The organism is Sphingomonas sp. S2M10 (assembly GCF_012650175.1).
Lineage (GTDB): Bacteria > Pseudomonadota > Alphaproteobacteria > Sphingomonadales > Sphingomonadaceae > Sphingomonas.
In genome coordinates, this window is the sequence record NZ_JAAILI010000067.1 from 19,562 (window position 1) to 44,870 (window position 25,309).

The 25,309-nt window shown below is 67.4% G+C and carries 24 protein-coding genes; 10 read left to right on the plus strand and 14 right to left on the minus strand.

From position 1 onward, the window contains the following. Positions 1–7: 7 nt before the first annotated feature. The 4 genes from S2M10_RS16555 to S2M10_RS16570 form a co-directional block, all read right to left on the minus strand. The gene (locus tag S2M10_RS16555; protein ID WP_247650867.1) at positions 8–796 is read right to left on the minus strand and encodes a peptidylprolyl isomerase; all 789 of its coding nucleotides are present in this window, start codon (positions 794–796) and stop codon (positions 8–10) included. An 85-nt stretch (positions 797–881) separates the two neighbouring features. Further along, positions 882–1,391, minus strand: coding sequence for a pantetheine-phosphate adenylyltransferase (coaD, locus tag S2M10_RS16560; protein WP_066720155.1), 510 nt, complete (start codon positions 1,389–1,391; stop codon positions 882–884). 19 nt (positions 1,392–1,410) lie between these two features. Next, complete coding sequence (locus tag S2M10_RS16565; RefSeq protein WP_168847043.1) at positions 1,411–2,319, minus strand: polyprenyl synthetase family protein; 909 nt, start codon at positions 2,317–2,319, stop codon at positions 1,411–1,413. A 3-nt stretch (positions 2,320–2,322) separates the two neighbouring features. Continuing rightward, complete coding sequence (locus S2M10_RS16570; RefSeq protein ID WP_010544449.1) at positions 2,323–2,568, minus strand: exodeoxyribonuclease VII small subunit; 246 nt, start codon at positions 2,566–2,568, stop codon at positions 2,323–2,325. A gap of 136 nt (positions 2,569–2,704) precedes the next feature. Here S2M10_RS16570 and S2M10_RS16575 point away from each other — a divergent pair, with 136 nt between their 5' ends. Then, positions 2,705–4,084, plus strand: a complete 1,380-nt coding sequence (locus tag S2M10_RS16575) for an NAD-dependent succinate-semialdehyde dehydrogenase (protein WP_168847044.1) — start codon at positions 2,705–2,707, stop codon at positions 4,082–4,084. Between the two features lie 195 nt (positions 4,085–4,279). Here S2M10_RS16575 and S2M10_RS16580 read toward each other — a convergent pair whose 3' ends face one another. The 3 genes from S2M10_RS16580 to S2M10_RS16590 form a co-directional block, all read right to left on the minus strand. Continuing rightward, the gene (locus S2M10_RS16580; protein WP_168847045.1) at positions 4,280–5,959 is read right to left on the minus strand and encodes a long-chain fatty acid--CoA ligase; all 1,680 of its coding nucleotides are present in this window, start codon (positions 5,957–5,959) and stop codon (positions 4,280–4,282) included. A gap of 120 nt (positions 5,960–6,079) precedes the next feature. After that, complete coding sequence (locus tag S2M10_RS16585) at positions 6,080–6,289, minus strand: hypothetical protein (RefSeq protein ID WP_247650868.1); 210 nt, start codon at positions 6,287–6,289, stop codon at positions 6,080–6,082. A 50-nt stretch (positions 6,290–6,339) separates the two neighbouring features. Continuing rightward, positions 6,340–8,022, minus strand: coding sequence for a diguanylate cyclase (locus tag S2M10_RS16590; RefSeq protein WP_168847046.1), 1,683 nt, complete (start codon positions 8,020–8,022; stop codon positions 6,340–6,342). A 47-nt stretch (positions 8,023–8,069) separates the two neighbouring features. Here S2M10_RS16590 and S2M10_RS16595 point away from each other — a divergent pair, with 47 nt between their 5' ends. Next, complete coding sequence (locus S2M10_RS16595) at positions 8,070–9,320, plus strand: DUF418 domain-containing protein (RefSeq protein ID WP_168847110.1); 1,251 nt, start codon at positions 8,070–8,072, stop codon at positions 9,318–9,320. An 18-nt stretch (positions 9,321–9,338) separates the two neighbouring features. Here the strand turns inward: S2M10_RS16595 and aguB are convergent, their stop codons facing one another. Next, positions 9,339–10,187: an N-carbamoylputrescine amidase gene (aguB, locus tag S2M10_RS16600; protein ID WP_168847047.1), complete on the minus strand. Its 849-nt coding sequence runs from the start codon at positions 10,185–10,187 to the stop codon at positions 9,339–9,341. A 237-nt stretch (positions 10,188–10,424) separates the two neighbouring features. Here aguB and S2M10_RS16605 point away from each other — a divergent pair, with 237 nt between their 5' ends. Further along, positions 10,425–12,254, plus strand: a complete 1,830-nt coding sequence (locus S2M10_RS16605) for a methyl-accepting chemotaxis protein (RefSeq protein ID WP_168847048.1) — start codon at positions 10,425–10,427, stop codon at positions 12,252–12,254. Between the two features lie 38 nt (positions 12,255–12,292). On the opposite strand, the gene S2M10_RS16610 is transcribed toward S2M10_RS16605, so the two are convergent. Both S2M10_RS16610 and S2M10_RS16615 read right to left on the minus strand, forming a co-directional pair. Continuing rightward, on the minus strand, positions 12,293–13,267 hold the full coding sequence (locus tag S2M10_RS16610; protein WP_168847049.1) for an agmatine deiminase family protein: 975 nt from the start codon (positions 13,265–13,267) through the stop codon (positions 12,293–12,295). 178 nt (positions 13,268–13,445) lie between these two features. Further along, complete coding sequence (locus S2M10_RS16615) at positions 13,446–15,077, minus strand: M28 family metallopeptidase (RefSeq protein WP_168847050.1); 1,632 nt, start codon at positions 15,075–15,077, stop codon at positions 13,446–13,448. A 129-nt stretch (positions 15,078–15,206) separates the two neighbouring features. Between S2M10_RS16615 and S2M10_RS16620 the strand changes: the two genes are divergently transcribed. Further along, positions 15,207–17,189, plus strand: coding sequence for a S9 family peptidase (locus tag S2M10_RS16620; RefSeq protein WP_168847051.1), 1,983 nt, complete (start codon positions 15,207–15,209; stop codon positions 17,187–17,189). A gap of 62 nt (positions 17,190–17,251) precedes the next feature. Here the strand turns inward: S2M10_RS16620 and rpsD are convergent, their stop codons facing one another. From rpsD to queG, 3 genes are all read right to left on the minus strand, one after another. Further along, positions 17,252–17,866 carry a 30S ribosomal protein S4 gene (rpsD, locus tag S2M10_RS16625; RefSeq protein WP_066720121.1) on the minus strand — a complete coding sequence of 205 codons (615 nt, stop codon included), beginning with the start codon at positions 17,864–17,866 and terminating at the stop codon, positions 17,252–17,254. A 191-nt stretch (positions 17,867–18,057) separates the two neighbouring features. After that, entirely contained in the window at positions 18,058–18,324 is a 267-nt protein-coding gene (locus S2M10_RS16630) for a hypothetical protein (protein WP_168847052.1), read from the minus strand. A 147-nt stretch (positions 18,325–18,471) separates the two neighbouring features. Next, a complete protein-coding gene (gene queG / locus S2M10_RS16635) occupies positions 18,472–19,599 on the minus strand; it encodes a tRNA epoxyqueuosine(34) reductase QueG (RefSeq protein ID WP_168847053.1) in 1,128 nt (375 codons plus the stop codon). A gap of 42 nt (positions 19,600–19,641) precedes the next feature. Here queG and S2M10_RS16640 point away from each other — a divergent pair, with 42 nt between their 5' ends. Together S2M10_RS16640 and S2M10_RS16645 are read left to right on the plus strand one after the other, a co-directional pair. Continuing rightward, positions 19,642–20,568, plus strand: coding sequence for an ATP-binding cassette domain-containing protein (locus S2M10_RS16640; RefSeq protein ID WP_168847054.1), 927 nt, complete (start codon positions 19,642–19,644; stop codon positions 20,566–20,568). Further along, complete coding sequence (locus S2M10_RS16645; RefSeq protein ID WP_168847055.1) at positions 20,565–21,773, plus strand: ABC transporter permease; 1,209 nt, start codon at positions 20,565–20,567, stop codon at positions 21,771–21,773. The genes S2M10_RS16640 and S2M10_RS16645 overlap by 4 nt, the downstream gene beginning before the upstream one ends. A 187-nt stretch (positions 21,774–21,960) precedes the next feature. Here S2M10_RS16645 and S2M10_RS16650 read toward each other — a convergent pair whose 3' ends face one another. Then, positions 21,961–22,224: a hypothetical protein gene (locus S2M10_RS16650; RefSeq protein WP_168847056.1), complete on the minus strand. Its 264-nt coding sequence runs from the start codon at positions 22,222–22,224 to the stop codon at positions 21,961–21,963. Positions 22,225–22,276: 52 nt separating this feature from the next. On the opposite strand from S2M10_RS16650, the gene rpiB reads away from it, so the two are divergent. Genes rpiB through S2M10_RS16670 form a run of 4 tightly spaced genes read left to right on the plus strand, consistent with a single transcriptional unit; the run spans position 22,277 to position 25,229 of the window. Beyond that, positions 22,277–22,729, plus strand: a complete 453-nt coding sequence (rpiB, locus tag S2M10_RS16655; RefSeq protein ID WP_168847057.1) for a ribose 5-phosphate isomerase B — start codon at positions 22,277–22,279, stop codon at positions 22,727–22,729. After that, complete coding sequence (gene glyA, locus S2M10_RS16660) at positions 22,726–24,033, plus strand: serine hydroxymethyltransferase (protein WP_168847058.1); 1,308 nt, start codon at positions 22,726–22,728, stop codon at positions 24,031–24,033. Before rpiB ends, glyA begins: the two co-directional genes overlap by 4 nt. After that, the gene (gene nrdR / locus S2M10_RS16665) at positions 24,034–24,510 is read left to right on the plus strand and encodes a transcriptional regulator NrdR (RefSeq protein WP_168847059.1); all 477 of its coding nucleotides are present in this window, start codon (positions 24,034–24,036) and stop codon (positions 24,508–24,510) included. It begins immediately after the preceding gene. A gap of 8 nt (positions 24,511–24,518) precedes the next feature. After that, positions 24,519–25,229, plus strand: a complete 711-nt coding sequence (locus S2M10_RS16670) for an RNA methyltransferase (RefSeq protein WP_348770621.1) — start codon at positions 24,519–24,521, stop codon at positions 25,227–25,229. Positions 25,230–25,309: the final 80 nt, after the last annotated feature.

Genomic DNA, 25,309 nt, shown 5'->3' on the forward strand with positions numbered 1-25,309 from the left:
CGTGCGATCACTTCTTCTTCGGTGCGGGCTTCTTTGCCGCCGGCGCGGGCCTAGTCGCCGGCACGCTGGGGCCCACTGGGATCAGCGTCGGGCCGGTCGCCGCCGGCGCGGCGGGCGCAAGCGGCTGATAGGCCGGGGGATTGTCCGATTCGATATAGGCGTGGATGATCACGGTCGGGTGCTGCGGCGGCTCGCCGCGCTCGATCTTGTCGACCCACTCCATGCCCGAGGTGACGCGGCCGAACACGGTATAGTCGTGGTCGAAGGCGAGCTTGGGCTGCATCATGATGAAGAACTGGCTGTTCGCGCTGTTCTCCGCCTCGGTCTTTTGCTCGGCGGTGGCGTTGTCCGGCGCGCCGCGGCGGGCGGCGGAGACGGTGCCGCGGACATGCGGCAGCGAGCTGAACTCGGCCGGCACGTTGGGCAGATCCGAATCGCCGGTGCCGTCGCCCTTGGGATCGCCGCCCTGGGCGATGTTGTAGGGATCGTCGACCACGCGGTGGAAGGTCAGGCCGTCATAGAAGTGGCGGCGGGTAAGCGTCTTGATCCGCTCCACCATTTTCGGCGCGACGTCCGGGCGGAGGCGGACCAGCACGCGGCCGCCGGTCGACAGATCGAGCACCCAGGTATTCTCCGGGTCGGCGGGAACCAGCACGGAGGGGCGCGTGTTAGCGTCGGAATTCACGCCCTTCAGCGGTTCGATGATGGGCTTTGGCTTGCCTCCGCCACCCTGGGCCAGCGCCGGCACGGCGAACAGCGTGGCGGCCATGGCGGCCATCGTGGCTAGGAAACGCATCGAACTTCCCACTCGTTTTCTGGTGAATGCGCGGCTCTACCGCAATCGCCGGGCAGCGCAAAGCCCGGTGCACGCCCGACTGGCGTTAGTTGCTGCCCTTGCGGCCGAGCAGTTCCACACGGGCGGCAACATCGGCCTCCACGCGCTCCGGAACGAAGCGATGGATCGGGCCCCCGTACATCGCGATTTCCTTGACCAGCCGGCTGGCGATCGGCTGCAGAGAGACGTCGGCCATCAGGAAGACCGTCTCGATCCGGTCGTTGATCTGCTGGTTCATGCCGGCCATCTGATATTCATATTCGAAGTCCGCCACCGCGCGCAGACCGCGGACGATCACGCTGGCGCGCTCGCGCTCGGCGAAATCCATCAGCAGCGAATCGAAGCTGACCACCTCGATCGTGCCGGGCAGCCCCTCCACCTCGCGGCGGACCATCGCCATCCGCTCCTCAACCGTGAACATCGGCGACTTGGAGGGATTGGTGGTGACCCCGATCACCAGCCGGTCGACCAGCTTCGCGCCGCGCCGGATGATGTCCATATGGCCGCGGGTGATCGGGTCGAAAGTGCCGGGATAGACCCCGATACGGCTGTGCATGCGGTGTCTCCCCTGGCGCCTAGCGGTCGCGTTCGAGCGTGAAGCGCGCCACGTCGCGCAGCAGATCGGCCTCGGGGCCGAAGGCGTGGAGATGGGCGATCGCCTGGTCGACCAGCATCCGTGCCTGTTCGCGCGCGCGATCGATGCCGAGCAGCGACAGGAAGGTCTCCTTGCCCGCCGCGCCGTCCTTGCCGAGTTTCTTGCCGACCAGCGCCTCGTCGCCCTCGGCATCGAGGATGTCGTCGACGATCTGGAAGGCCAGGCCGATATCGCGGGCATAGCCGCGCAGGCCGGTGCGTCCCTCGGGCGCGACGCGGCCGAGGATCGCCGCGCTCTCGACCGCGCAGGAGATCAGCGCGCCGGTCTTCATCGCCTGCAGCCGGGTGACGGTGGCGAGATCGAAGCTGGCCTTCTCCGCCTCCAGGTCCATCATCTGGCCGCCCGCCATGCCCGAGGGCCCAGAGGCGCGGGCGAGTTCGGAGATCAGTTCGACGCGGACGAACGGATCGGCATGCGTTGCAGCGTCCGCCAGGATCTCGAAGGCGAGCGCGTGGAGGCAGTCGCCCGCCAGGATCGCGGTGGCCTCGTCGAACGCCTTGTGCACCGTCGGCTTGCCGCGGCGCATGTCGTCATCGTCCATCGCCGGCAGGTCGTCATGGATGAGCGAATAGACATGGATGCATTCGAGCGCGGTGGCGACACGTGCGGCGCATTGCTTGTCAACCGCGAACAACTGCGCCGTGGCGAACACCAGCAGTGGCCGCAGCCGCTTGCCGCCGCCGATCGCGGCATGGCGCATCGCACGGTACAGTTCCGCGCGGGGATCGTCCGGCACGCCGAGCAGGCGGTCGAACTGCGCGTCGATCTCGGCCGCGACCTGGCGCAGCGCCGATTCGAGCGCGAGCGAGGCATGGGGCACGCTCGACACGCCTCAGCCGGCCGCGAAGGGAGTGGTGCCGGCGGCGCGGCCATCGGCATCGGTGCGGATCGCCTCGATCCGGGCCTGCGCCGCATCGAGCCGCGCCGCGCATTGCCGGCGCAACTGGTCGCCGCGCTCGTAGAGGTCGATTGCCTCCTGCAGCGCCGCTTCGCCGCTCTCCAGCCGGCTCACGATCTTCTCCAGTTCCTTCAGCGCCTCTTCGAAGGAGAGGGCCGTGATGTCCGCTTGTTCCGCCATGGGCTCGCTATGCGGCAGGGTGGGGGGCGATGGCAACCGGGGGCGGCGCGATTCCTCGCACAAGCCGGCGGTAGGATTGCGGCGGGCGGCACCACGCGCCTAGGTCCGCGTTGGGAAGCGCGAAGGAGACTTGCGGATGTTCGAGATCATCAACCCGGCGACCGGCGAGACCGTCGATCGCATCGCCGAGCTGGACGATGCCGGGATCGAGGCGGCGCTGGCGCGCGCAGCGGCCGGGTACAGGCAGTGGCGCGAGACGCCGATCGAGGCGCGGACGGCGCTGCTGAACCGGATCGCCGATGCCTGGGAGGCGAACAAGCAGCATCTCGCCGAACTGGCGGTGCGCGAAATGGGCAAGACGATCACCGGCGCGCTTGCCGAGGTGGAGAAGTGCATTTCGGGCTTCCGCCATTATGCCGAGCACGGCCCCGCCTATCTGGAGCCCACCACGGTCAAGACGCCCACGGGCCATGCGGTCGCGCGCTGGCTGCCGCTGGGACCGGTGCTGGCGGTGATGCCGTGGAACTTCCCCTATTGGCAGGCGGTGCGCTTCCTCGCCCCGACGATCCTCGCGGGGAACGTCGCGCTGCTCAAGCACGCGTCCAGTGTGCAGGGCTGCGCGGCGGCGATGGAGGAAATGGCGCGCAAGGCCGGGGCGCCCGCGGGGCTGTTCCAGAACCTCGCGATCAAGTCCGGGAAGGTCGACGCGATCATCGCCGACAAGCGAGTGGTGGCGGTGACGCTGACCGGATCGGAAGGCGCGGGGGCCAAGGTGGCCGAGGCCGCGGGCCGCGCGCTCAAGAAGGTGGTGCTGGAACTGGGCGGCTCCGACCCGTTCATCGTCATGCCCTCGGCGGATCTCGACGCGGCGGTGAAGACCGCGGTGACCGCACGGGTGCAGAATGCCGGGCAGAGCTGCATCTGCTCCAAGCGGATGATCGTCCATGCCGAGGTGTATGACGCGTTCTTGGAAAAATTCGTCGCCGGCATGGAGGCGGTGCAGATCGGCGATCCGATGGAGGAGGACACGGTGATGGGGTCGCTCTCCAGCGTCCAGCAGCGCGATACCGTGCTGGAGCAGTTGGAGAAGGCGCAGGCGGCGGGGGCGACGCTGCTGACCGGCGGGGCCAAGATCGACCGGGACGGCGCGTGGATGACGCCGGGGGTGCTGGTCGATCTCGATCCCGAGAGCGATGTGGCGAAGGAGGAGATCTTCGGTCCCGTAGCGGCGGTCTACAAGGTGGCGGATATCGACGCAGCGATCGCGCTGGCGAACGACGTGCCGTATGGCCTTGGCTCGTCGGTTTGGACGCAGGACGAAGCCGAGATCGAGCGCTTCGCGCGCGATATCGAAGCGGGGATGACCGCGGTGAATGCGCTGCTCGCCTCGGTGCCGGAAGCGCCGTTCGGCGGCGTCAAGCTGTCCGGCCATGGCCGCGAGCTCGGGCCCTGGGGGCTGCACGAGTTCATGAACCTCAAGGCGGTGATGTTCGGCGGCGGCAAGCCGGGGGATTGAGTTCGGAGTCTTCTTAGCCCCTCCTCCAGGGAGGAGGGGTTGGGGTGGAGGGATGCCAGAACGTCTGTTGGTCTCGGTGAGACACAGCCCCACCCCAACCCCGCATCAGGTGAACAGCGCCCCGCGCTGTTCAGGCGCTGCCGGGGGCAGCGCCGACCTGATGCGCCTGAAGGGGAGGGGCTTAACAGAAGGGACTCACCGCCCCGCCTTCACCTCCGCCAGCAGATCCTTGCGGCTGAGCTTGCCGATCATCGTCTTGGGCAGGGCGTCGCGGATCACCACTTCCTTCACCCGCTCATGCTTGCCGAGCTGGGCGTTGAGCCAGTCGCACATCTCCTTGGCGTCCGCCGTCATGCCCTCGTTGAGCGCGACATAGGCATGGGGCAGCTCGCCATGGTAGGGGTCGGGCAGGCCCAGCACGAGCGTCTCCTTCACCGCCGGATGGGTGTAGAGCACCGCCTCGATCTGGCTGGGGAACACCTTGAACCCGCCGACCGCGATCATGTCCTTCAGCCGGTCGACGATCTGGATATAGCCGTCCGCGTCGATGATGCCGACATCGCCGGTGCGCAGCCAGTGATCGTCGACGAAGGTGCCGATATCGGCCTCGGGGCGGTTCCAGTATCCCTGCATGATCTGCGGGCCCTGCACCACGATCTCGCCCGGCTCGCCCTCGGGGGCAGGCTTGCGCGGGTCTTCCTTGTCGACCAGCCGCACCCGCGTGCCGGCGATCGGCTGGCCGATCGTGCCGCTCTTGTTGAGCCCGACATAGGGATTGGCCGAGACCACCCCCGAGCTTTCGGACAGGCCATAGCCTTCGATGATGTGCGCGCCGGTGATCGATTCCCAGTTGAGCTTGAGCTGCTCGGGCAGCGGCGCGCCGCCCGAGATGCAGAAGCGCAGCGAGGAAAAGTCGCTCGGCTTCATCCCCGGCGCGTCGAGCAGCGCCTGGTACATGGTCGGCACACCCGGCAGCGAACGCGGCTTGGTACGCCGCAGTTCGGTCAGCACCTGCTGCGCGTTGAAGCGCGGCAGCATCACGATCTTGCCACCGGTGATCACGGTGCGGTTGAGCACGCAGGTGTTGGCGAAGACGTGGAAGAAGGGCAGCACGCCCAGCACCGAATCCTCGGCCTGGCCGAGTTCGGGGTCGAGTTCCGCCACCTGTCGGGCATTGGCCGAGAGATTCTGGTGGGTGAGCACCGCGCCCTTGGGGGTGCCGGTGGTGCCGCCGGTATATTGGATCAGCGCGACATTGCGTTCGGGATCGATATCGGGACGCGCGCAGTCGCCCTTGTTGGCGATCAGCCTGGAAAAGGCGAGGATGCGGGGATCGTGCGGGCGGGCGGTCACCTCGCTGCCGCGGAACAGCTGGTAGAAGAGCGACTTGGCGGTGGGCAGCGCGCCCGCCACCGAACCGACCACCAGCCGCTCCAGATCGCTCTTCTCGAGCACCTTGAGCGCGGTGGGCAGCAACGCGGTGGCGGAGAGGGTGAAGAGCAGCCGGGTGCCCGAATCGGCCACCTGCGCGGCAAGCTCGTCCACCGAATAGAGCGGCGAGAAGTTCACCACCGTCGCGCCGAGCTTGAGGATACCGTAATAGGCGGCGACGTAATGCGGCACGTTGGGCAGGAACAGGCCGATCCGGTCGCCCGGCCCATAGCCCAGCGCGCGCAACCCGCAGGCGACGCGATTGGCGCCGTCCAGCGTCTCGCCATAGCTGTAGATGCGACCCATGAAATCGAGAAGCGGGGCGTGCGGGTGGGCCGCCGCGCTCTCCTCGAACAGGTCTACCATGGACCGCGGCGCGTAGCTGCGATCCCACTCTCCTGGATGCCGATAGGCGGTCTTCCAGACCATTTCGGGCTTTGTCATTGACATCAGTGTAAGCAACCAGAATTTGCCATGCAAGGGCGGTTTTCACCGCACATGCAGAGTCGTCGCGCACCATGCGCGTTCTGTCTCTACGGCACTATCCGGGGTTGGTTCCGCGCCTCAGCGCGCGAGCTGGCGGCTCCAGGTGACGAGCACCGACACGGCGAGGATGCCGAGATCGATCGCGGCATGCACCTGTTGCGGGGCAGTATCGCCGGCATGATGGGTAAGGATTTCCAGATCGGCGTGCGGGCGAGGCGGGCGCGCGATCGCAACGACCAGCGCAATGGCCCCGGCGATCAGCAACAGGCGCTTGTGACGCGACATCATACCCCGCTTCCTCGGCCTTCCTCTACCGCGAGGCGGTGGCGCAGGCAAGCTCATGCGGCGTCGAGGTGCAGGGCACGGGCGCGATCCCTGCCGGCCGCCTTCGCTTCGAACAGCGCACAGTCGGCGCAGCGATAGAGCGCCTTCCAGTCCAGATCGGTGATCAGCGCGCCGGTGCAGGTGCCGATGCTGGCGGTGACGGTCAGATCGAACGGCATGCGTACCTTGCGCAGCGTGGCGAGCAGCGTATCGGCCTCGATTCGCTGGTCGGCCGGCGTGACCAGGGCGAATTCCTCGCCGCCCATACGGGCTACCAGTACCGGATCGGGCGCGACGTTGCGCAGCGCGGCGGCGAACAGGCGCAGCACCTCGTCGCCGCCGTCATGGCCCAGCGTCTCGTTGACGCGCTTGAAATGATCGATGTCGATCAGCAGCAACTGCTGGGGTTCGGTTCGGCCGATCGCGCGCTGCAGCAAGGCCCGACGGTTGAGCAGCCCGGTCAACGGATCGATGTCGGCGAGATTGCGGGCGACGATCTCGCGGGTGAGCGCAGCGTCGCGCTCGTCGCGCAGGAACTTGATCCGATAGGCGACGGCCAGCGACGAGATCATCGCCTCCGCCCCCATCGACACGACGGTCGAGTTGTCGATCCAGAAGTTCCAGCCGATCAGATGCAGCGAATTGAGCACCCGCAGCACCGCGAGCAGGATCGGCGCGCTCCAGGCGACGGCGAACAGCCACAGAAATTGCGAGCGCTGGTGCCAGGCGCCCCACAAGGTGGGAATTACGATGGCGAGCAGCCCGGCGATCGTCAGGGCGTAGAGCAGATCGGCGATGCGCAGGTTGATCGCGCCGAACGCCGCGACGCCGAATGCGGAGAGCGGCACCGCCATCGCGATCACGGTCGAGGAACGACCGAGCCAGCGCGGCAGGTCCTTGTCTTCGAAAAAGCTGCGCGTGAACAGGGCCGCGGCACCGCCCGCCAGACCCATGAACAGGTAGTTCAGCCGCAGGCGATCATTGTTCGCCAGCGCCGGCGCCAGCCAGGCAAAGGCCCCGGACGAGGTGATCGTGTAGCCGAGCAGCGCCGCCAGCAGCAGGCAGTAATGCAGCTGGAAGCGATGCCGCATCGCGCACCAGAGCGCGAGATTGTAGACGATCAGCGCCAGCGACATGCCGGCGAAGAAGGCGTAGAGCGCCGCGAGCACAAGATTGGCGGCATCTCCTTCGGCACGCGTGGCGATGCGAGGCCCCAGCAGGATGCCGCGGGCATTGGCGGCGTTGTCGACATGGAACAGCACGCGCACCAGCGCCGGATCGCGGACGGGGATCGGCAGCTGCGCGATGGCGCCGAGCTGGATCAACGGCGCGATACCGCGCGCATCACTGCGCCAGGTGCGGATCGCGCCGTCGGCATAGATCAGGTGAATCGTCAGCCCGTCTTGCCAGACGCTGGCGAAGCGTAGCGCCAGGGGATCCGCAAAAGTGGAGCGGTGATCGATGATGCTGGTCATTGCCCAGAAATCGCCGGAACCGAATCGGTGCTGCGGCGTCGTGCAGTCGAACCGTTCCGGGTGCCGGATCAGTTCGGCTTCCCGCTGCCCCTTGTCCGCCAGCAGGCACACGCCAAGTGGTTGACCGGCAACGCCCGCTTGGGCATGTGCCGGGGGCACGATGCACGCGAGCAGCGCGGCGAACGCGATGCAGAGCAGCCGGCGGAAAAGGGCGCTAACCATGATGGCGTCGCTACGCCTGTCGGACAAAGAAGACGTAAATGAGGCCGATGCCGGGCACTGCTGACATTGCCGGAACGCCGGAAAGCACGGGTTCGGCGCCGCCCACCAGCGGAAACGGAAGTTCTCCACGCGGCCGTCTGGATGTGGTGGATGTGCTGCGTGGCTTCGCGCTGATGGCGCTGTTCCTCGTGCACGTCATCGAAAGTTACGAGCTGTTCTGGGCCGCCGAAAAGCCCGGCATGATCACCGACATCGTGTTCGCCCTGTTCATGGGCAAGAGCTTCTCGCTACTCGCGCTTTGCTTTGGCTTCAGCTTTTTCATCCTGATGGACCGTGCCGCGCGGCGGGGGGAGGATTTCACCGCGCGCTTCGCCTGGCGGCTGCTCATTTTGGAAGGCATCGGCTTTCTGCATGCGCTGATCTACCGCGGCGACATCATGCAGACGCTGGCGGCGATCGGTTTCCTGCTGCTGTTGTTCAACCGCATCCGCAGCAATGCCGTGCTGCTCGGCGGCGCCGCCTTCTGCCTGATTGGCCCCAGCCTGATCGTGCAACTGGTCGCCGGGGCGCTGGGCGCCGGCTGGGCCAACGCCCCGGCGCAGTCCTCGGTCGATCCGGGCATGCCCGTCTATCTCAGCGGCGACCTGTGGCAGGTGCTGCGCGTCAACCTCTGGGCCGGGCAGCAATCCAAATACTGGTTCTTCCTCGAATATGGCCGGATGGTGCAGATCCTGGGCTTGTATCTGCTCGGGCTGGTGCTGGGACGCACCAATTTCTTCGGCGACCTTGCCAAGAGTCGCGGCTGGCGGCCGGTGGCCCTGATCGTCGCGGAGTTGCTCGCGATCCTGCTGTTCGTCGGCCGCGAACCGGCGCGCGAAGCCTTTGTCGGGCTTCAGCTGGGGGTGGGTGCGAACCGCGCTTTCTGGGCGCTGATCAACCTTTGGCTGGATCTGGCGGGCACCGCATTCTGGGCGCTGCTGGTGATCGCCCTGTATGACGGGCCCGCGCGGCGGCTGGTGCAGCCGCTCGCCGCGCCGGGACGGCTGACGCTGACCTACTATATCCTGCAATCGGCCGTGTTCGTGCCGATCTTCTACCACTATGGCCTTGGCAAGTACGACGATTGGGACGCGGCGACGCGGCTCTGGGTCGCGATGGGCGCGATCGCGGTGCAGATCCTCGTCGCGCACTGGTGGCTGGCGCGCTTCCAATACGGCCCGATCGAATGGGTCTGGCGGGCGCTGACCTATCTGCGGCGCGACGTGCCGTTCCGCCGCGAGGCCCCGGCGCGCGGCTGACGCGCCGGGAAGCCTCGCTCAGATGTCCTGGACGAGCCTGCCGTACAGTTCCGGGCGGCGATCGCGGAAGAAGCCGAAGGCGGCGCGGTGGCGCTTCACCCGCTCGAGGTCGAGCGTCGCGGTGATCACGCCTTCTTCCGCCCGGTCCAGCTCGGCGAGGATGTCGCCGCGCTCGTCGGTGATGAAGCTGGTGCCGTAGAAGGTCTGGCCATGCTCGGTGCCGATGCGGTTGGCGGCGATCACCGGCACGACGTTGGAGACCGCATGGCCGACCATCGCACGCCGCCACAGGCGGGCGGTGTCGAGGCTGTCGTCATGCGGCTCGCTGCCGATCGCGGTGGGGTAGAAGAGCAGCTCGGCGCCCATCAGCATCATCGCGCGGGCGGTTTCCGGATACCATTGGTCCCAGCACACGCCCACGCCCAGCTTGGCGCCGGGGCCGTCCCACACCTTGAAGCCGGTATTGCCGGGGCGGAAGTAGAACTTTTCCTCATAGCCCGGGCCGTCGGGGATGTGGCTCTTGCGATAGACGCCCGAGACCTTGCCGTCCGGGCCGATCATCGCGAGGCTGTTATAGTGATGCGGCCCGTCGGCTTCGAAGAAGCTGGTCGGAATGTGGATGGCGAGCTCGGCGGCGAGCGCCTGCATCGCCAGCACCGCCTTGTGCTCGGTCACCGGCTTGGCGGTGGCGAACAGGCCTTCGTCCTCGACGCGGCAGAAATACTCGCCTTCGAACAGCTCCGGCGGCAGCACGACCTGCGCGCCGCGTCCCGCCGCCTCGCGGACCAGTTCGGTCACGCGCGCGATGTTCGCATCGATATCGTTCGAGAAGGCGAGCTGGAGCGCGCCGACAATGATCTGGGTCATGCCGCGCCATGTAGTGGATGACGCCCTGGAATCCAGCCCCGAGATGCGCCGGCGCGACCTGCCCTTACTGTAGATTCCACCGAACATGCAGATTCCACCGTCCGGAGGCGAAACGAATCTATAAGAAACAGGAAACAGCCGATGCTTCCCGCTGCGCCTGATGATGGACCGAGATGCGCGGAACGGCGCTCCGGAGGCGCCGACACGCCATGACCGCCTCCTGCGTTGGAAATCCGGATGACGATCAAACAAAAGCTGCTCGGCTGCCTGATCCTGTTCGGCATCGCGACTCTGCTGCTGGTCGGGCTGGGCTATTGGTCGGCCCGGTCCAGCGAGCGCGCGCTGGCGACGCTGGTCGATGATCGCGTGCTTCCGCTGCGCGATCTCAAGATCGTCGCCGATCGCTATGCGGTCCAGATCGTCGATACCGCGCACAAGGCGCGCAACGGCAATATCAGCTTCGCCGAGGCGAGCCGCCACGTGGCCATCGGCAGCGGCGAACTGCACAAGGCCTGGGCGGAGTATCGCAATACCGAGATTTCCGGCGAGGAAAGCAGGCTTGCGCGGGAAGCGGAATCGCGCATGAAGGTGGCCGACCGGAAGGTCGAGCGGCTGAGCGCGATCCTGCGCGCCAAGGACGTCGCGGCGCTCGACGGCTTTGTGCGCAACGAACTCTATCCCGCGATCGACCCGGTATCGGAATCGATCACCAGCCTCGTCGATCTGCAGATCAAGATCTCGGACGAGGTGGCCCGCGGCGCCCGAACCGCCGCCGGCACCGCCCGCATCGGCATGGCCATGCTGGGTGTCCTGGCGGGCATCGTGCTGGTGGTCTCGTTCCTGACGATCACGCGCAAGGTGATCGCGCCGATCCGGAAGCTGGCGGAGATCATTGCCGAACTGGGCCGTTCGTCCGGCGCGGTGACGCTGCCGAACCTGGAGCAGCGGGACGAGATCGGCGACATCACCCGCTCGGTCGACGGCTTTCTCCAGGCGGCGATCGCCAAGGAGCGCGATCGCGCGGCCGCCGCCGCCGCCGAGCAGACCATGGTGACCAGCGCGCTGCGCGACAGCCTCGCTGCCCTCAAGGCCGGGGATCTCACCCTGCCGGTCACCGCACCTTTCCCGACCGCCTACGCGGCGCTGAAGAGCAACTTCAACGAAGCGCTGGACAATCTTCGCACGCTGATCGGCACCGTGATCCAGAGCGCGCAGGGAATCAGCAGCGGCGCCAAGGACATCGCGAACGCTTCCGAGGATCTCGCCCACCGCACCGAGCGCACCGCCGAGTCGCTGGCGGAGACCGCGGCGTCGATCGGCGAAATCGACGGCCGGCTGAAGGCCACCGCCGCGGCGGCGAGCAATACGGTCGACCGTGCCAATGGCGCGATCCAGACGGTGAAGGGCGGACGCGCCATCACCGACGAGGCGGTGCACGCGATGGGCCGGGTGGCGGACAGTGCCAAGGGTATCGACAGCGTGATCGAAGGGCTCGACAAGATCGCCTTCCAGACCCGCGTGCTGGCGATGAACGCCGCGGTGGAGGCGGGGCGTGCCGGCGAGGCCGGCCGCGGCTTTGCGGTGGTGGCGGATCTCGTCTCCGCGCTCGCGATGCGCGCCGAGGAAGAGGCGAAGCGCGCGCGCGACCAGCTGACCGTCACCCAGGCCGAGATCGGCACGGCCGTCGATGCGGTGCAGAAGGTGGACGGCGCGCTTTCGAACATCTCGGAGGATGTCGCGCAGGTGCACCAGCTGCTCGGGACGATGGCAACGGACAACAATGCCCAGGCCGCCGCGATCGTGCTGGTGACCACGGCGGTGCACAATATGGACGGCGCGACCCAGCAGAATGCCGCGATGGTGGAGGAGACCTCGGCGGCGGCGCGCAACCTGTCGAACGAGACGCGGCTGCTCAGCGACCAGGCGGCCAAGTTCCGCGTCTCGGGCGGGGGTGGCGGCGCGTCGCTTCAGCGCAAGTTCGCGACGCCGCCTGCCGAGGCGCGGCCGCTACCCGCCGCCGCCGTCCGGGCGATGACGCGCGACGTGGAGGACGAGCAAGGCTTTTGAGGAACTCGCGGGCCGGCCGGGCCGACCCGCAAATCGGTTCAGAGCGTCGGTATCTGCTGCGAGATGCAGTGGAAGCTGCCGCCGCCGGTAAGGATGTGATCCGCCCGCTGGCCGACGATGTCGCGGCCCGGGAAAATGCCCCGCAGCGTCTCGATCGCGGCCTGATCGTTCGGCTGGCCGTAGAGCGGCACCACCACCGCGGCGTTGCCGATGTAGAAGTTCATGTAGCTCGCCGGGATCACCTCCCCGTCCTCGTCGAGTACCGCGCCGGGGGAGGGCATGCGCACCACCTCGACGCCGAACGCTTCGGCGCGGGCGACCGCATCGGCATAGATGGCGGCGTTGGGATCGTCCTCGGCAGGTGTCGGGATCAGCAGCCGGCCCTCGCCGACGAAGCGGGCGAGATTGTCGACATGGCCGTCGGTATGGTCGTTGGCGAGGCCTTCGTCCAGCCACAGCACGCGCGTGTAGCCCAGGTCCGCCGCCAGCTTCGCCTCGATCGCGGCACGGTCGAGGTCCGGATTGCGGTTGGGATTGAGCAGGCACTGCTCGGTGGTGACGCACAGGCCGGTGCCGTCGCCGTCGATCGCGCCGCCCTCGAGCACCCAATCATGCTGGGCGGTAGGGAGCTGTCGGCGGGCGGCGAGCCGGGCGCCGATCGTGTCGTCGCCTTCCAGGTCGTACTTGCCGCCCCAGCCGTTGAAGCCGAAATCCTGCGCCACCCCGTCGCCGGTGACGATGCCGGCGGTGTCGCGCAGCCAGATGTCGCCGAACAGCTCGGTGACGACTTCGGCGGCATCGCCGGCCATGGCGCGGGCGGCGTCGGCGGCGGCCGCATCGGCGGCGACCAGGATTACGCGCTCGCCGCGGCCTTCGGCATGGACGGCGCGGGCAAAGGCGATCACTTCTTCGCGGGCGGGCTGCAGGTCTTCGACCCAGAGGTCGCCATGGCTGGGGAAGCCGATCCAGACCGCATCGTGCGGCGCCCATTCGGGGGGAGGAGTACGAGTCATGGCGGGGGCTTTAGCCGTGTCTCGTGACAGGGAAAAGGCCGGCGTCTTCTCCCTCCCAGCCGTCATCCCGGCAAAAGCCGGATCCATCGGGGTCGCCGTCGCGGCTCGTGCTGATGCCGAGGGGCGAATGGATCCCGGTTTTCGCCGGGATGGCGGAAAAGGAATGCGTCAGGCCGCCTTACTGCCCCGCCCGTGCCTTGTCGCGAATGCTTCGGAATTCGGCGTCCTTGAACCAGTTCGGCCAGCTGCTGCCCTCTGCCAGCTCACGGCCCAGGCCGTAATAGATCCGCAGGTCCGACAGCGCGCCCTCCCAGTTCCAGTTGGGATCATATGCGTCCTGCGGCTTGTGATAGCGCTGGTCGGTATAGTCCGCCGCGGCCTTGGCGCCGGCCGCCCTGCCGCCGACGACCAGATCGTCGCCGCTTTCACCGTAGAGCATCGGCACGCCCAGCTTGGCGAAGCTGAAATGGTCCGAGCGGTAATAGCCGCCCTTCTCGGGGGTAGGCTCGATGCCGATCACGCGGTCCTCGGCAGCCACCAGCGGCTTGACCAGCGCTTCCAGCTCCGACTTGCCCGCGCCGATCAGCACGAAATCCTTCGCCTTGCCGTGGATGTTGAGCCCGTCCATGTTCACGCCGCCGACGGTCTTCGCCAGCGGGTAGACCGGATGCTCGGCATAATATTGCGAGCCGATCAGCCCCTGTTCCTCGGCGGTCACCGCCAGGAACACCATGCTGCGCTTGGCGGGCCCGGCCTTGGCATTGGCCTCGGCGAGCGCGACCAGCCCGGCGGTCCCGGTGGCATTGTCCACCGCGCCGTTGCAGATGTCGTCGCCGTTCACCGGCTTGCAACGGCCGAGATGGTCCCAATGCGCGGAAAACAGCACGACTTCGTCCGGCCGCTCCGTGCCGGGGAGGATGCCGATCACGTTCTTCGATGCCTGGCGCTTGATGCCTATGCCGAAGCTCGCCGACGCTTTCACGCCCAGCGGCACCGCCGTGAAGCCCTTGCGCTTGGCCGCCTCGACCAGCGAGGCATAGTCCTTGCCCGCGCTGGCGAAGAGCGCCTTGGCCGCATCCTGCTGGATCCAGCCGATCAGCTGCGACTGGTCTTGATGGTCGCCCGGCGTGTCCTGCTCCAGCTTAGGGCCGCCCCAGCTGCTTTCCACCACGCCCCAGCCATAAGCGGCGGGTTCGGTATCATGGATGATGATCGCCGCCGCCGCCCCCTGGCGAGCGGCTTCCTCATATTTGTAGGTCCAGCGGCCATAATAGGTCATCGCCCGGCCGCCGAACGGGCCGTCGAGCGTCATCGTCTGCCAGTCGGGATCGTTGATCAGGATGACGACGGTCTTTCCCTTCATGTCGAGCCCGGCATAGTCGTTCCAGCCGCGCTCGGGCGCGTGGATGCCATAGCCGACGAACACGACCTCGCTGTCCTTCAGGTCGATCTTCGGGGTGACGCGATAGGTGGAGAACACCGCCTCGCTGCCATAGGCGAGCGACACGGGCGTCCTGCCTCCCGTGAAGGAGAGCTTGCTGGGGCTCTGCACGCTGAGTTCGACCAGCGGCACGTCCTGCACCCATTGCCCCTGGTTGCCGGGCTTGAGCCCCGCCTGCTGGAAGCGTTCGATCAGATAGGCGATCGTTTTCTCCTCGCCCGCCGTCGTCGGCTTGCGCCCCTCGAACGCGTCCGACGAAAGGGTCTGGGTGACGGTCTTGAGCGTGTTCACGGCGATGGCGGGGGCAGCGGTCTGCGCCTGTGCGGCGGTGGATGACAGCAAGGCAAGGGCAAGTAGCGAAACGCGCATCCAGGGCTCCATCGGTTCGGAACGAAAACTTTTGTCAGGTCGACCGCCGCTCTGCAATACAAGCGTCGGCAAGGGGGCGCGCCAGGGCGCAAGGGCCATAAAACCTTGTTGGGCAAATTGGGGGAATAGATGAAGACGTTACTTCGCGCAGTGCTGTTGGCTACTGCGGGGCTGCCGGTCACGGTGTCGGCGCAAGGCACGGACGCCGTCAATTTCGGCAGGCGGGAGTTTGTCCAGCAGATCAGCCTGTCACCGGACGGCAGCCATGTTGCCGTTCTCCAGCCGCTGATCGGCCGCGGCGGCGCGCTGATGGTGGCGGATCTTGCCACCGGCAGATCGGCAGTCGTCCTCCGCGCCAGCGGCGATCCCGAGCGACTGCGCAATTGCCACTGGGCCAGCAACACCGGGATCATCTGCAACGTCTACATGATCCAGCGGCTCGCCCAGACGCTGCCCTTCACGCGCATGGTTACCGTCAACAGCGACGGCACGGACCTGAAGGTGCTGAGCTCGCGCGAAAGCTCGAACGCTCTCGACATCATGCAGTCTGGCGGAACCATCGTCGATTGGGGGCCGGACGGTTCCGACGGGTCGGTGCTGATGACGCGCGATTTCGTCCCGGAATATTCCACCGGCACGCATTTGGCCAATACCAAGGAAGGGCGCGGGGTGGAGTTGGTCCACGCGACGACGCTGCGACGCAAGCAGGTGGAGGGGCCACAGTATGGCGCGCGGGAATATATCAGCGACGGGCATGGCTCGGTCCGCATCATGGGGGTGGAGAGCAGGAACGCCAGCGGGCTGCGGACCGGCCGGACCTCCTATAGCTACCGCTTGCCGGGCAGCCGCGAGTGGAAGTCGCTCGGCGAGTTGGTCGACACGCCGACGGGATTCACCGGCTTCGATCCCTATGCGGTCGATCGCGACGCCAACCTCGTCTACGGCTTCGAATCGGTCGACGGGCGGATGGCGCTCTACAGCATCTCGCTCGACGGGAAGCGGACGCGCACGCTGGTGTTCGCCAACCCTCTGGTCGATGTCGACGGGCTCGTCCGAATCGGTCGCCACCGGCGCGTGGTCGGCGCCAGCTACGCTACGGATCGTCGCGTCACCGAATTCTTCGATCCCGAACTGAAGAAATTGCGTACGGACCTCGCCAAGGCGCTGCCGGGCAAGCCGCTGGTGACATTCGTCGATGCCAGCGCGGACGAATCGAAGTTGCTGCTGTTTGCCGGCAGAGACAGCGATGCGGGCACCTATTATGTCTACGACAAGAAGACGCGGCACCTGGAAGAGGTCATGGCGTCGCGGCCGCAGCTGGCCGGTACCAAGCTGGCGAGCGTGCAGCCGATCACCTTCCCGGCCGCCGACGGCACGATAGTCCCCGGCTATCTCACGCTGCCGGCGGGCAGCGACGGCAAGAACCTGCCGGCGATCGTGATGCCGCATGGCGGCCCCGGCGCGCGCGACGAATGGGGCTTTGACTGGCTGGCGCAGTTCTTCGCGGCACGCGGCTTCGCGGTCCTGCAGCCCAATTATCGCGGTTCGACCGGCTATGGCGACGCCTGGTACCAGAAGAACGGCTTCCAGTCGTGGCGCACGGCGATCGGCGACGTCAACGATGGCGGGCGCTGGCTGCTGAAGCAGGGCATTGCCGCGCCGGGCAAGCTGGCGATCGTGGGCTGGTCCTATGGCGGCTATGCGGCGCTGCAGACCGCGGTGCTCGATCCGGACCTGTTCAAGGCGATCGTCGCGATCGCGCCGGTGACCGATCTGGAGACGCTGCGGGGTGAGGCTTCGGGCTTCACCAGCTACGCGCTGGTCGACGACTTTATCGGCCATGGCCGTCATGTCCGCGAAGGCTCGCCCGCACAGAATGCCGATCGGATCAAGGCGCCCGTGCTGCTGTTCCACGGCGACCAGGACCTGAATGTCGGCGTCGGCGAATCGCGGATGATGGCGTCGCGGCTGCGTGGTGCGGGCAAGCAGGTGGACTATGTCGAGTTCAAGGGGCTCGACCATCAGCTGGAAGACGATGCCGTGCGCGCCCGGATGCTCGACAAGAGCGACGCCTTCCTGCGCACCGCGCTGACCCTGCCGGCCAAGCCCTGACAAAAGAAAAGGGGCGGCCCGAAGGACCGCCCCGTTTCTCGTTTCCCGAAGGAGGCCGAAGCTTAGCGCGAGTAGAACTCGACGACCAGGTTCGGTTCCATCTTCACCGGGTACGGCACTTCGTCGAGCGTCGGCACGCGGGTGAAGGTGACCTTCGCCGCGCCGTCCGGGGCGACATAGTCGGGGATGTCGCGCTCGGCGAGGCTCTGCGCTTCCATGACCAGCGCCATTTCCTGCGCCTTGCCGCTCAGGCTGATTTCCTGGCCCGGCTTGATGCGGCGCGAGCCGATGTTGCACTTCTCGCCGTCGACGCGGACATGGCCGTGGTTGACCAGCTGGCGGGCCGCGAAGATCGTCGGCGCGAACTTGGCGCGATAGACGATCATGTCGAGGCGCTGCTCGAGCAGGCCGATCAGGTTCTGACCGGTGTCGCCCTTCATCTTCGAGGCGTCTTCGTACGAGCGCTTGAACTGCTTCTCGGTGATGTCGCCGTAATAGCCCTTGAGCTTCTGCTTGGCGCGCAGCTGGATGCCGAAGTCCGACATCTTGCCCTTGCGGCGCTGGCCGTGCTGGCCGGGGCCGTACTCACGCTTGTTCACCGGGGACTTCGGACGACCCCAGATGTTTTCGCCCATGCGGCGATCGAGCTTATGCTTGGCGCTGGAGCGCTTCGACATATAAAATCCTTTACCAATTGCTGTGACGTTGACCCGGGCAGCAAGCCGTCCTGATCGCGATCCCGGTATCGCCTGTGCTTCTCTGGTGAAAAGCGCAGGGCCACCGCTTCACCGGGGTGCGGGGCCAATTGCGAAGGGGCGCGCCTAGCGGGGTGGTGCGGGGGAGTCAAGGGCGCGGTAGGGCGCGGTGCTCAGTCGCCCGGGGTGTTTCGCGACGCGCGATTGCGCAAGGCGCGGTTCACGTTCGCGTCGTCGCGCTCATGGATGGACTGCCATTCGACGCGTGTGTGGCATTCGCGCTTGAAAAAGTTCGAGCCGGTAACCTGGGTGCGGCGGCAGATCGGCTTTTCATCTGCGGTCGTCTGGCTGCTGGTGGTACCGCCAGTGGACGGCGCCGCCTGTTGGGCAATGACCGGGGTCGAGAACAGGGCCAGAGCGGCGGCAAAAAACGTCAGCATTCGCATTCTCCCCAGAGATACGCTCGCCCGAGATATTGCAGCCGCGGGGCTGCGAAATCCCGTAGGAATACGCGCCAATCTATTCGGAACCAACCGCATTCCGCAAGTGATAGCGACGCCGTGGATCTACGCACCGCCGTCGCGAGATCATGCCGCCGCGTGCCATTCCGCAACGACCAGCGGATCCGGTTCGGCGGCGAGGTGGATCTGGCGCTCTTGACGCCAACGCGGCGGATCCAGCCGTTCCAACGCCCAGACGGCGGCCCCCCGCACCAGAGGCGCGGGATCGTCGAGCAGCGCGAGCACCGGCGCGACCAGCCGGGCACTCCCGCTGTTGCCGGCGGCGATCAGGCAGTTGCGGACCATCCGGTCCCGGCCGATCCGCTTGATCGGGGAGCCCGCGAAGACTTCGCGGAAGCTGGCATCGTCCAGTGCCAGCAGATCGGCGAGGTAGGGCACGGTCAGCTCGGCGCGGGGGTGAAAGGCCAGGTTTGCCTGCGCGGCGGCGGCGAACTTATTCCATGGGCACACCGCGAGGCAATCGTCGCAGCCATAGATGCGATTGCCGATTCCCTCGCGCAGGTCGCGGGGGATGGGCCCCTTGTTCTCGATCGTGAGGTAGGAGACGCAGCGGCGCGCATCGATGCGGTAGGGGGCGGGGAAGGCGCCCGTCGGGCATGCGGTCTGGCAGGCGTCGCAGCTGCCGCAGCCACCGCCGCTCGGGCCATCGGATGCGAGGTCGAGCGTCGTGTAGATCGCGCCGAGGAACAGCCAGCTGCCATGGCTGCGGCTGACCAGATTGGTGTGCTTGCCCTGCCAGCCGAGCCCCGCGGCTTCGGACAGCGGCTTTTCCATCACCGGCGCGGTATCGACGAACACCTTCACATCGGCCCCCGGCGCCTCGGCGACCAGCCAGCGGGCAAGCTCCTTGAGCCGGCGTTTCACGACGTCGTGATAGTCGGCGCCCTGCGCATAGACCGAGATGCGGCCGACCTCGCCTTCGTCCGCCAGCGCCAGCGGATCGGTAGCGGGGGCATAGCTCATCCCCAGCGCGATCACCGAGCGCACTTCGGGCCACAGGCCCTTGGGGCTGCCGCGCTGCTCGGCACGCTCCTCCATCCACAGCATGTCGCCATGCGCGCCATCGGCCAGCCACTGGCGCAGCCGTTCGGCAGTGCGCGGCGCGGCATCGGCGTGCGCCACGCCGCAGGCCGCGAAGCCGATCGCCGCCGCCTTCGCCTTCAGCCGTTCTTCGATGGACTTGTCTTGCCGCACCTGCACCCGCTACCACGTTGCGATTGCAAGGGGGAGGCATCGTTGCAGCAACTGGCCGTGAGTGCCTCCGGGCTGGTCAAGCATTTCGGCGATCGGCGTGCCGTCGACGGCGTCGGGATCGCCGTGCCCAAGGGGCTGATCTACGGCGTGCTCGGCCCCAACGGGGCGGGCAAGACCACGACGCTGCGCATGCTGCTCGGCATTATCGAACCCGATGGGGGCGAACGGACGTTGCTCGGCAGCCGACATCCGCGCGACATGAGCGATCAGGTCGGCTATTTGCCCGAAGAGCGCGGGCTCTATCCCAACATGAAGTGTCGCGAGGCGATCGCCTTCATGGGCGCGCTGCGCGGGCTGCCCTGGGCGACCGGCCGCAAGCGGGCGGGCGAGTTGCTCGAGAGCGCCGGTCTCGGCCATGCCGCCGACGACAAGATCCGCAAGCTCTCCAAAGGCATGGCGCAGCTGGTGCAGCTGCTCGGCTCGGTGGTGCACGAGCCCGATCTGCTGGTGCTCGACGAGCCCTTTTCGGGGCTGGACCCGGTCAACCAGGAACGGCTCGAACTGCTGATCCGCGCCCAGCGCGATCGCGGCGCGACGATCCTCTTTTCCACCCATGTGATGGCGCATGCCGAGCGGCTGTGCGAGCGCATCTCGGTGATCGCCGGCGGGAGGGTGCGGTTCGAGGGCACGGTGGACGATGCCCGTGCGCTGCTGCCGCTCCGCGCCCGCTACACGCCGCATCACGATGCGGACGCGATCGGCGCGATGCTGCCGGGCGACGCCGTGCGCGAGGGCGGCAGCTGGCGCTTCACCGTGCCCGATGGCGGGATAGAAGCGCTGCTGGTCCGGCTGATCGACGCCGGGCACGGCATTTCCGGTCTGTCGATCGAACGACCGGGCCTGCACGACGCCTTTGTCCGCATCGTCGGCGCCGATGCGCTGTCCGACCAGACGGAGACGGCCGCATGATGCCGCGCTTCCTTCGCCACGCGCTGACGATCGCGAGGCGGGACTTCACCGCGACGGTGATGACGCCGACCTTCCTGCTGTTCCTGCTCAGCCCGCTGCTGATGATCGGCTTCGGGGTGATCGGCGGACTGAGCGGGCAGGCGGCGAGCAGCGCCAGCGAGGCGCGGCAGCAGATCGTCGCGATCGCGCCGCTAGGCCAGCATGACGCGCTGCGCGCCGGCGATCGCGAGCTGCGCAGCGTGTTCACCCGCGATTCCGTCCGGCCGCGCCTGCGCCTCGAGCAGCCGCAAGCCGATCCGGCGCGGCAGGCACGCGCGCTGTTCGATGCGGATGCGAGCGAGGTGGCGGCGGTGCTGTACGGCCCGCTCGACCGCCCCATGGTGCTGCGCCGCGCGGGTGCCGAGGCCGAGGGGCGCTATCTCGCCGCGCTCGCCGCGCAGACGCTCCGCGCCGAACAGGCCGGGGGCATTCGCAGTACGCCGCGCTTCGAGACGATCCGGCGGGAAGCACCGACGGTCAGCGGGCGCGGGCAGGCAGCCTATTTCTCCACCTTCGCGATCTTCCTCGTCACGCTGATGCTGTCGGGCCAGGCAGTGGGCGCGATGGCCGAGGAGCGTTCGAACAAGGTGATCGAGATTCTCGCCGCCGCGGTACCGCTAGAAAGCGTGTTCTTCGGCAAGCTGCTCGGTGCCTTCGGGTCGGCGCTGCTGTTCGTCGCCTTCTGGGGCACGCTGGTCGCCAATCTGCCGCGGCTGCTGCCGGGGGACGCGGCGGGGATGCTGAGCAGCCTCAGCGTCGCGGTCGGGCCGATCTTCCCGCTGTTGCTCGTCGGCTATTTCGTGATGGCGTATCTGCTGCAGAGCGCGGTGTTCCTGGGCGTGGGTGCGCTTGCTTCCACCCAGCGCGAGATCCAGATGCTGTCCTTGCCGATCACCATCTTCCAGTTCGCGATGTTCGGCATGGCCTCCTATGCGGCCGGTAACCCGGGGAGCTGGGTGGCGACGGCGGCGGAGATCGTGCCGTTCAGCTCGCCGATGGCGATGGCGGCGCGGGCGGCGAATGCGCCGGAGCTTTGGCCGCATGCGCTCGCCTTTGTCTGGCAGGCGCTGTGGGTGGCGGGCACGCTGACGATCGCGGCACGGCTGTTCCGGCGCGGCGTACTCAAGTCCGGCAGCCCGAAGCGGGGGAAGAAGGCGGTGGCGTAGGACTGAACTCCTCCCCCTTGACGGGGGAGGATAGCGTAGCTTGGCAGCGTGCTGCCTAGCGAAGCTTGGAGAGGGTGAGCGGCGCGCAGCGCCGCGCGATTTGCGTTCGCAAATCGCTCCCCTCTCCCTCCCACTGCCTCCGGCAGCGGGCCCCTCCCTCCCCCGCAAGGGGGGAGGGAAAAGGACCTCAATGCGCCGCGTCGTCGATCGCGTTGCCGGTGCGATCGACGCCGTTCGCCAGCGCGTCACCGGTGTCGTCCGCGCCTTCGCGGATCGCGCGACCGGCGCGGTCCGCACCATTCTCGATCCGGTCGCCCAGCCGATCCGCCGCGTTGGACAGGGAGTCGCCGGTGCGCTCCAGCGAATTGTCGACGCGGTCCTCGGTGCTCGGCGAGCAGGCGGCGAGACCCAGCGCTAGCGCGGGCAACAGAACGGACAGAGTCTTCGGCATATGGTCTCCTGGGTGTCTAGTCAGCGGGCGCACACGCGCGTAGAGGGCCGCCATGCAGCATCGCATCGCCCTCGCCTCGGATCACGCCGCCTTCGCCATGAAGGCAGAACTCGCCGATTGGTTGCGTGGCCTTGGCCACGACGTGCTCGATCTGGGCACCAACGGACCGGAGAGCGTCGACTATCCGGATTATGGCTATCGCCTTGGCAAGGCGATCGAGAGCGGCGAGGCGACCTTTGGCATCGCGCTGTGCGGATCGGGGATCGGCATCTCGATCGCGGTCAACCGCAATCCCGCCGCCCGCTGCGCGCTCGTCTCCGAGCCGCTCTCGGCGAGCCTTGCGCGCCAGCACAACGATGCCAATGTCATCGCGCTCGGCGCCCGGCTGGTCGGCATCGAGATGGCCAAGGCCTGCATCACCATGTTTCTCGAAACGGCTTTCCTCGGCGACCGTCACCAGCGTCGCGTGGAGAAGCTGCGCAACCCCGAAAGGAGCCCCGCATGAGCACCAACCCCGTAACGGCAGGCCTTCAGCCGGATGGCTTCTTCACCAAATCGCTCGCCGAGGTCGATCCGGCGGTGTTCGCCGGCGTCGAGCATGAGCTCGCCCGCGAGCAATATCAGATCGAGCTGATCGCCTCCGAGAACATCGTCTCCAAGGCGGTGCTCGAGGCGCAGGGCTCTGTGTTCACCAACAAGTACGCCGAGGGCTATCCCGGCAAGCGCTATTACCAAGGCTGCCACCCGTCCGACGAGGTGGAGCAGCTGGCGATCGACCGCGCCAAGCAGCTGTTCGGCTGCGGCTTCGCCAATGTCCAGCCGCACTCGGGTGCGCAGGCCAACGGCGCGGTGATGCTCGCGCTGACCAAGCCGGGCGACACCATCCTCGGCCTCAGCCTCGATGCCGGCGGCCACCTGACGCACGGCGCCCGCGCGGCGATGAGCGGCAAGTGGTTCAACGCGGTCCAGTACGGCGTGCGCCCGGACGATCACCTGATCGACTATGACCAGGTCGCCGCGCTCGCCCGCGAGCATAGCCCCAAGCTGATCATCACCGGCGGCTCGGCCTATCCGCGCCACATCGATTTCGCCCGCTTCCGCGCGATCGCGGACGAGGTCGGCGCGATGTTCATGGTCGACATGGCGCACTTCGCGGGCCTGGTCGCCGGCGGCGTCCACCCGACCCCGTTCGGCCATGCCCATGTCGTCACCACCACCACGCACAAGACGCTGCGCGGTCCGCGCGGCGGCATGATCCTGACCAATGACGAGGGCGTAGCCAAGAAGATCAACTCGGCGGTGTTCCCGGGTCTTCAGGGCGGTCCGCTGATGCACGTGATCGCCGCCAAGGCGGTCGCCTTCGGCGAGGCGTTGCGCCCCGAGTTCAAGAGCTATGCGGCAGCCGTGGTCGAGAACGCCAAGGTGCTGGCGGCGACGCTCAAGGAGCGCGGTGCGAACCTCGTCTCGGGCGGCACCGACACGCATCTCGCGCTGGTCGACCTCACCCCGCTGGGCGTGACGGGCAAGGATGCCGACGAGGCGCTGGAGCGCGCGGCGATCACCTGCAACAAGAACGGCATCCCCAACGATCCGCTGCCGCCGATGAAGACCAGCGGCATCCGCGTCGGCTCGCCGGCGGGCACCACCCGCGGCTTCGGCCCGGCCGAGTTCCGCGAGATCGGCAACATGGTCGCCGACGTGCTCGACGGGCTGCGGAACAAGGGCGAGGCGGGCGACGCCGCGGTCGAGGCCGATGTGAAGGCCCGCGTCCGCGCGCTGTGCGAACGCTTCCCGATCTACGGCGGCTAAGTGCGCTGTCCCTTCTGTTCCAATGAAGCCAGCCAGGTAAAGGATAGCCGCCCCACCGACGACGGGGCGGCGATCCGCAGGCGGCGGCAATGCGAGGCGTGCGGTGCGCGCTTCACTACCTTCGAGCGCATCCAGCTGCGCGACCTGACCGTCGTAAAGAGCGGCGCCAATGGCAATGAGGGGCGGCGCGAGCCGTTCGAGCGCGAGAAGCTGATGCGCTCGGTCTCCACCGCCTGCCGCAAGCGCCCGATCCAGCCCGCCCAGATCGAGCGGCTGGTCTCCGGCATCCAGCGCCAGCTGGAGACGACGGGCGAGAGCGAAATCCTCTCCCAGCGCATCGGCGAGCTGGTGATGGAGGCGCTCAAGGGCCTCGATTCGGTGGCCTATATCCGCTTCGCCAGCGTGTATAAGGATTTCCGCGAGGCGAAGGATTTCGAGGAATTCGCCGGTAACGTCAGCGAGGTCGGCAAAAGTTGAATTCCCCCGTGATCGTGCTCGTCCGCCCGCAATTGGGCGAGAATATCGGCAAGGCCGCGCGCGCCATGCTCAACTTCGGGCTGACCGAGATGCGGCTGGTGTCCCCCCGCGACGGCTGGCCGAACCCTTCGGCCGGGCCGGCGGCAAGTGGCGCCGATCTGGTGCTGGAAAAGGCACAGGTCTTCGAGAGCGTCGCCGATGCGGTGGCGGATTGCACGCACGTCTATGCGACCACGGTGCGCAAGCGCGGCGTGACCAAGCCGGTAGTGACCCCCGAGGTCGCCGCGCGCGAGATCCACGGCGCGCCCACCCGCAGCGCGATCCTGTTCGGGCCGGAGCGCTCGGGGCTGGAGACCGATGATGTGGCCCTTGCCCGCACGATCGTCACCGTGCCGATCAACCCCGAATTCGGCTCGCTGAACCTGGCCCAGGCGGTGATCCTGGTCGCCTATGAATGGTCGAAGCATGTCGGGCTGGAGAGCCCGCCCGCGGTCGACCTTGATCCGCCGGCGCCGCAGGAGGAGCTGGACGGGATGATCGGCCAGCTCGACGCGATGCTCGACGATTCGGGCTATTATTTCCCGCCGGACCGTGTGCCCTCGACCAAACGGACGTTGCGCACGCTGCTGACCAAGCCGCGCTGGTCGAGCCAGGAACTGCGCACGCTGCGCGGGGTGCTGTCCGCGCTGGATGGACGCAAGCGGCATCGGGCGGAGTAAGAGGCCGGCGAAGGCACGCCCCGACCCGATAGTCGTCATTCCCGCGAAGGCGGGAATCCATTCGCCTGTGCGTTGGAGGA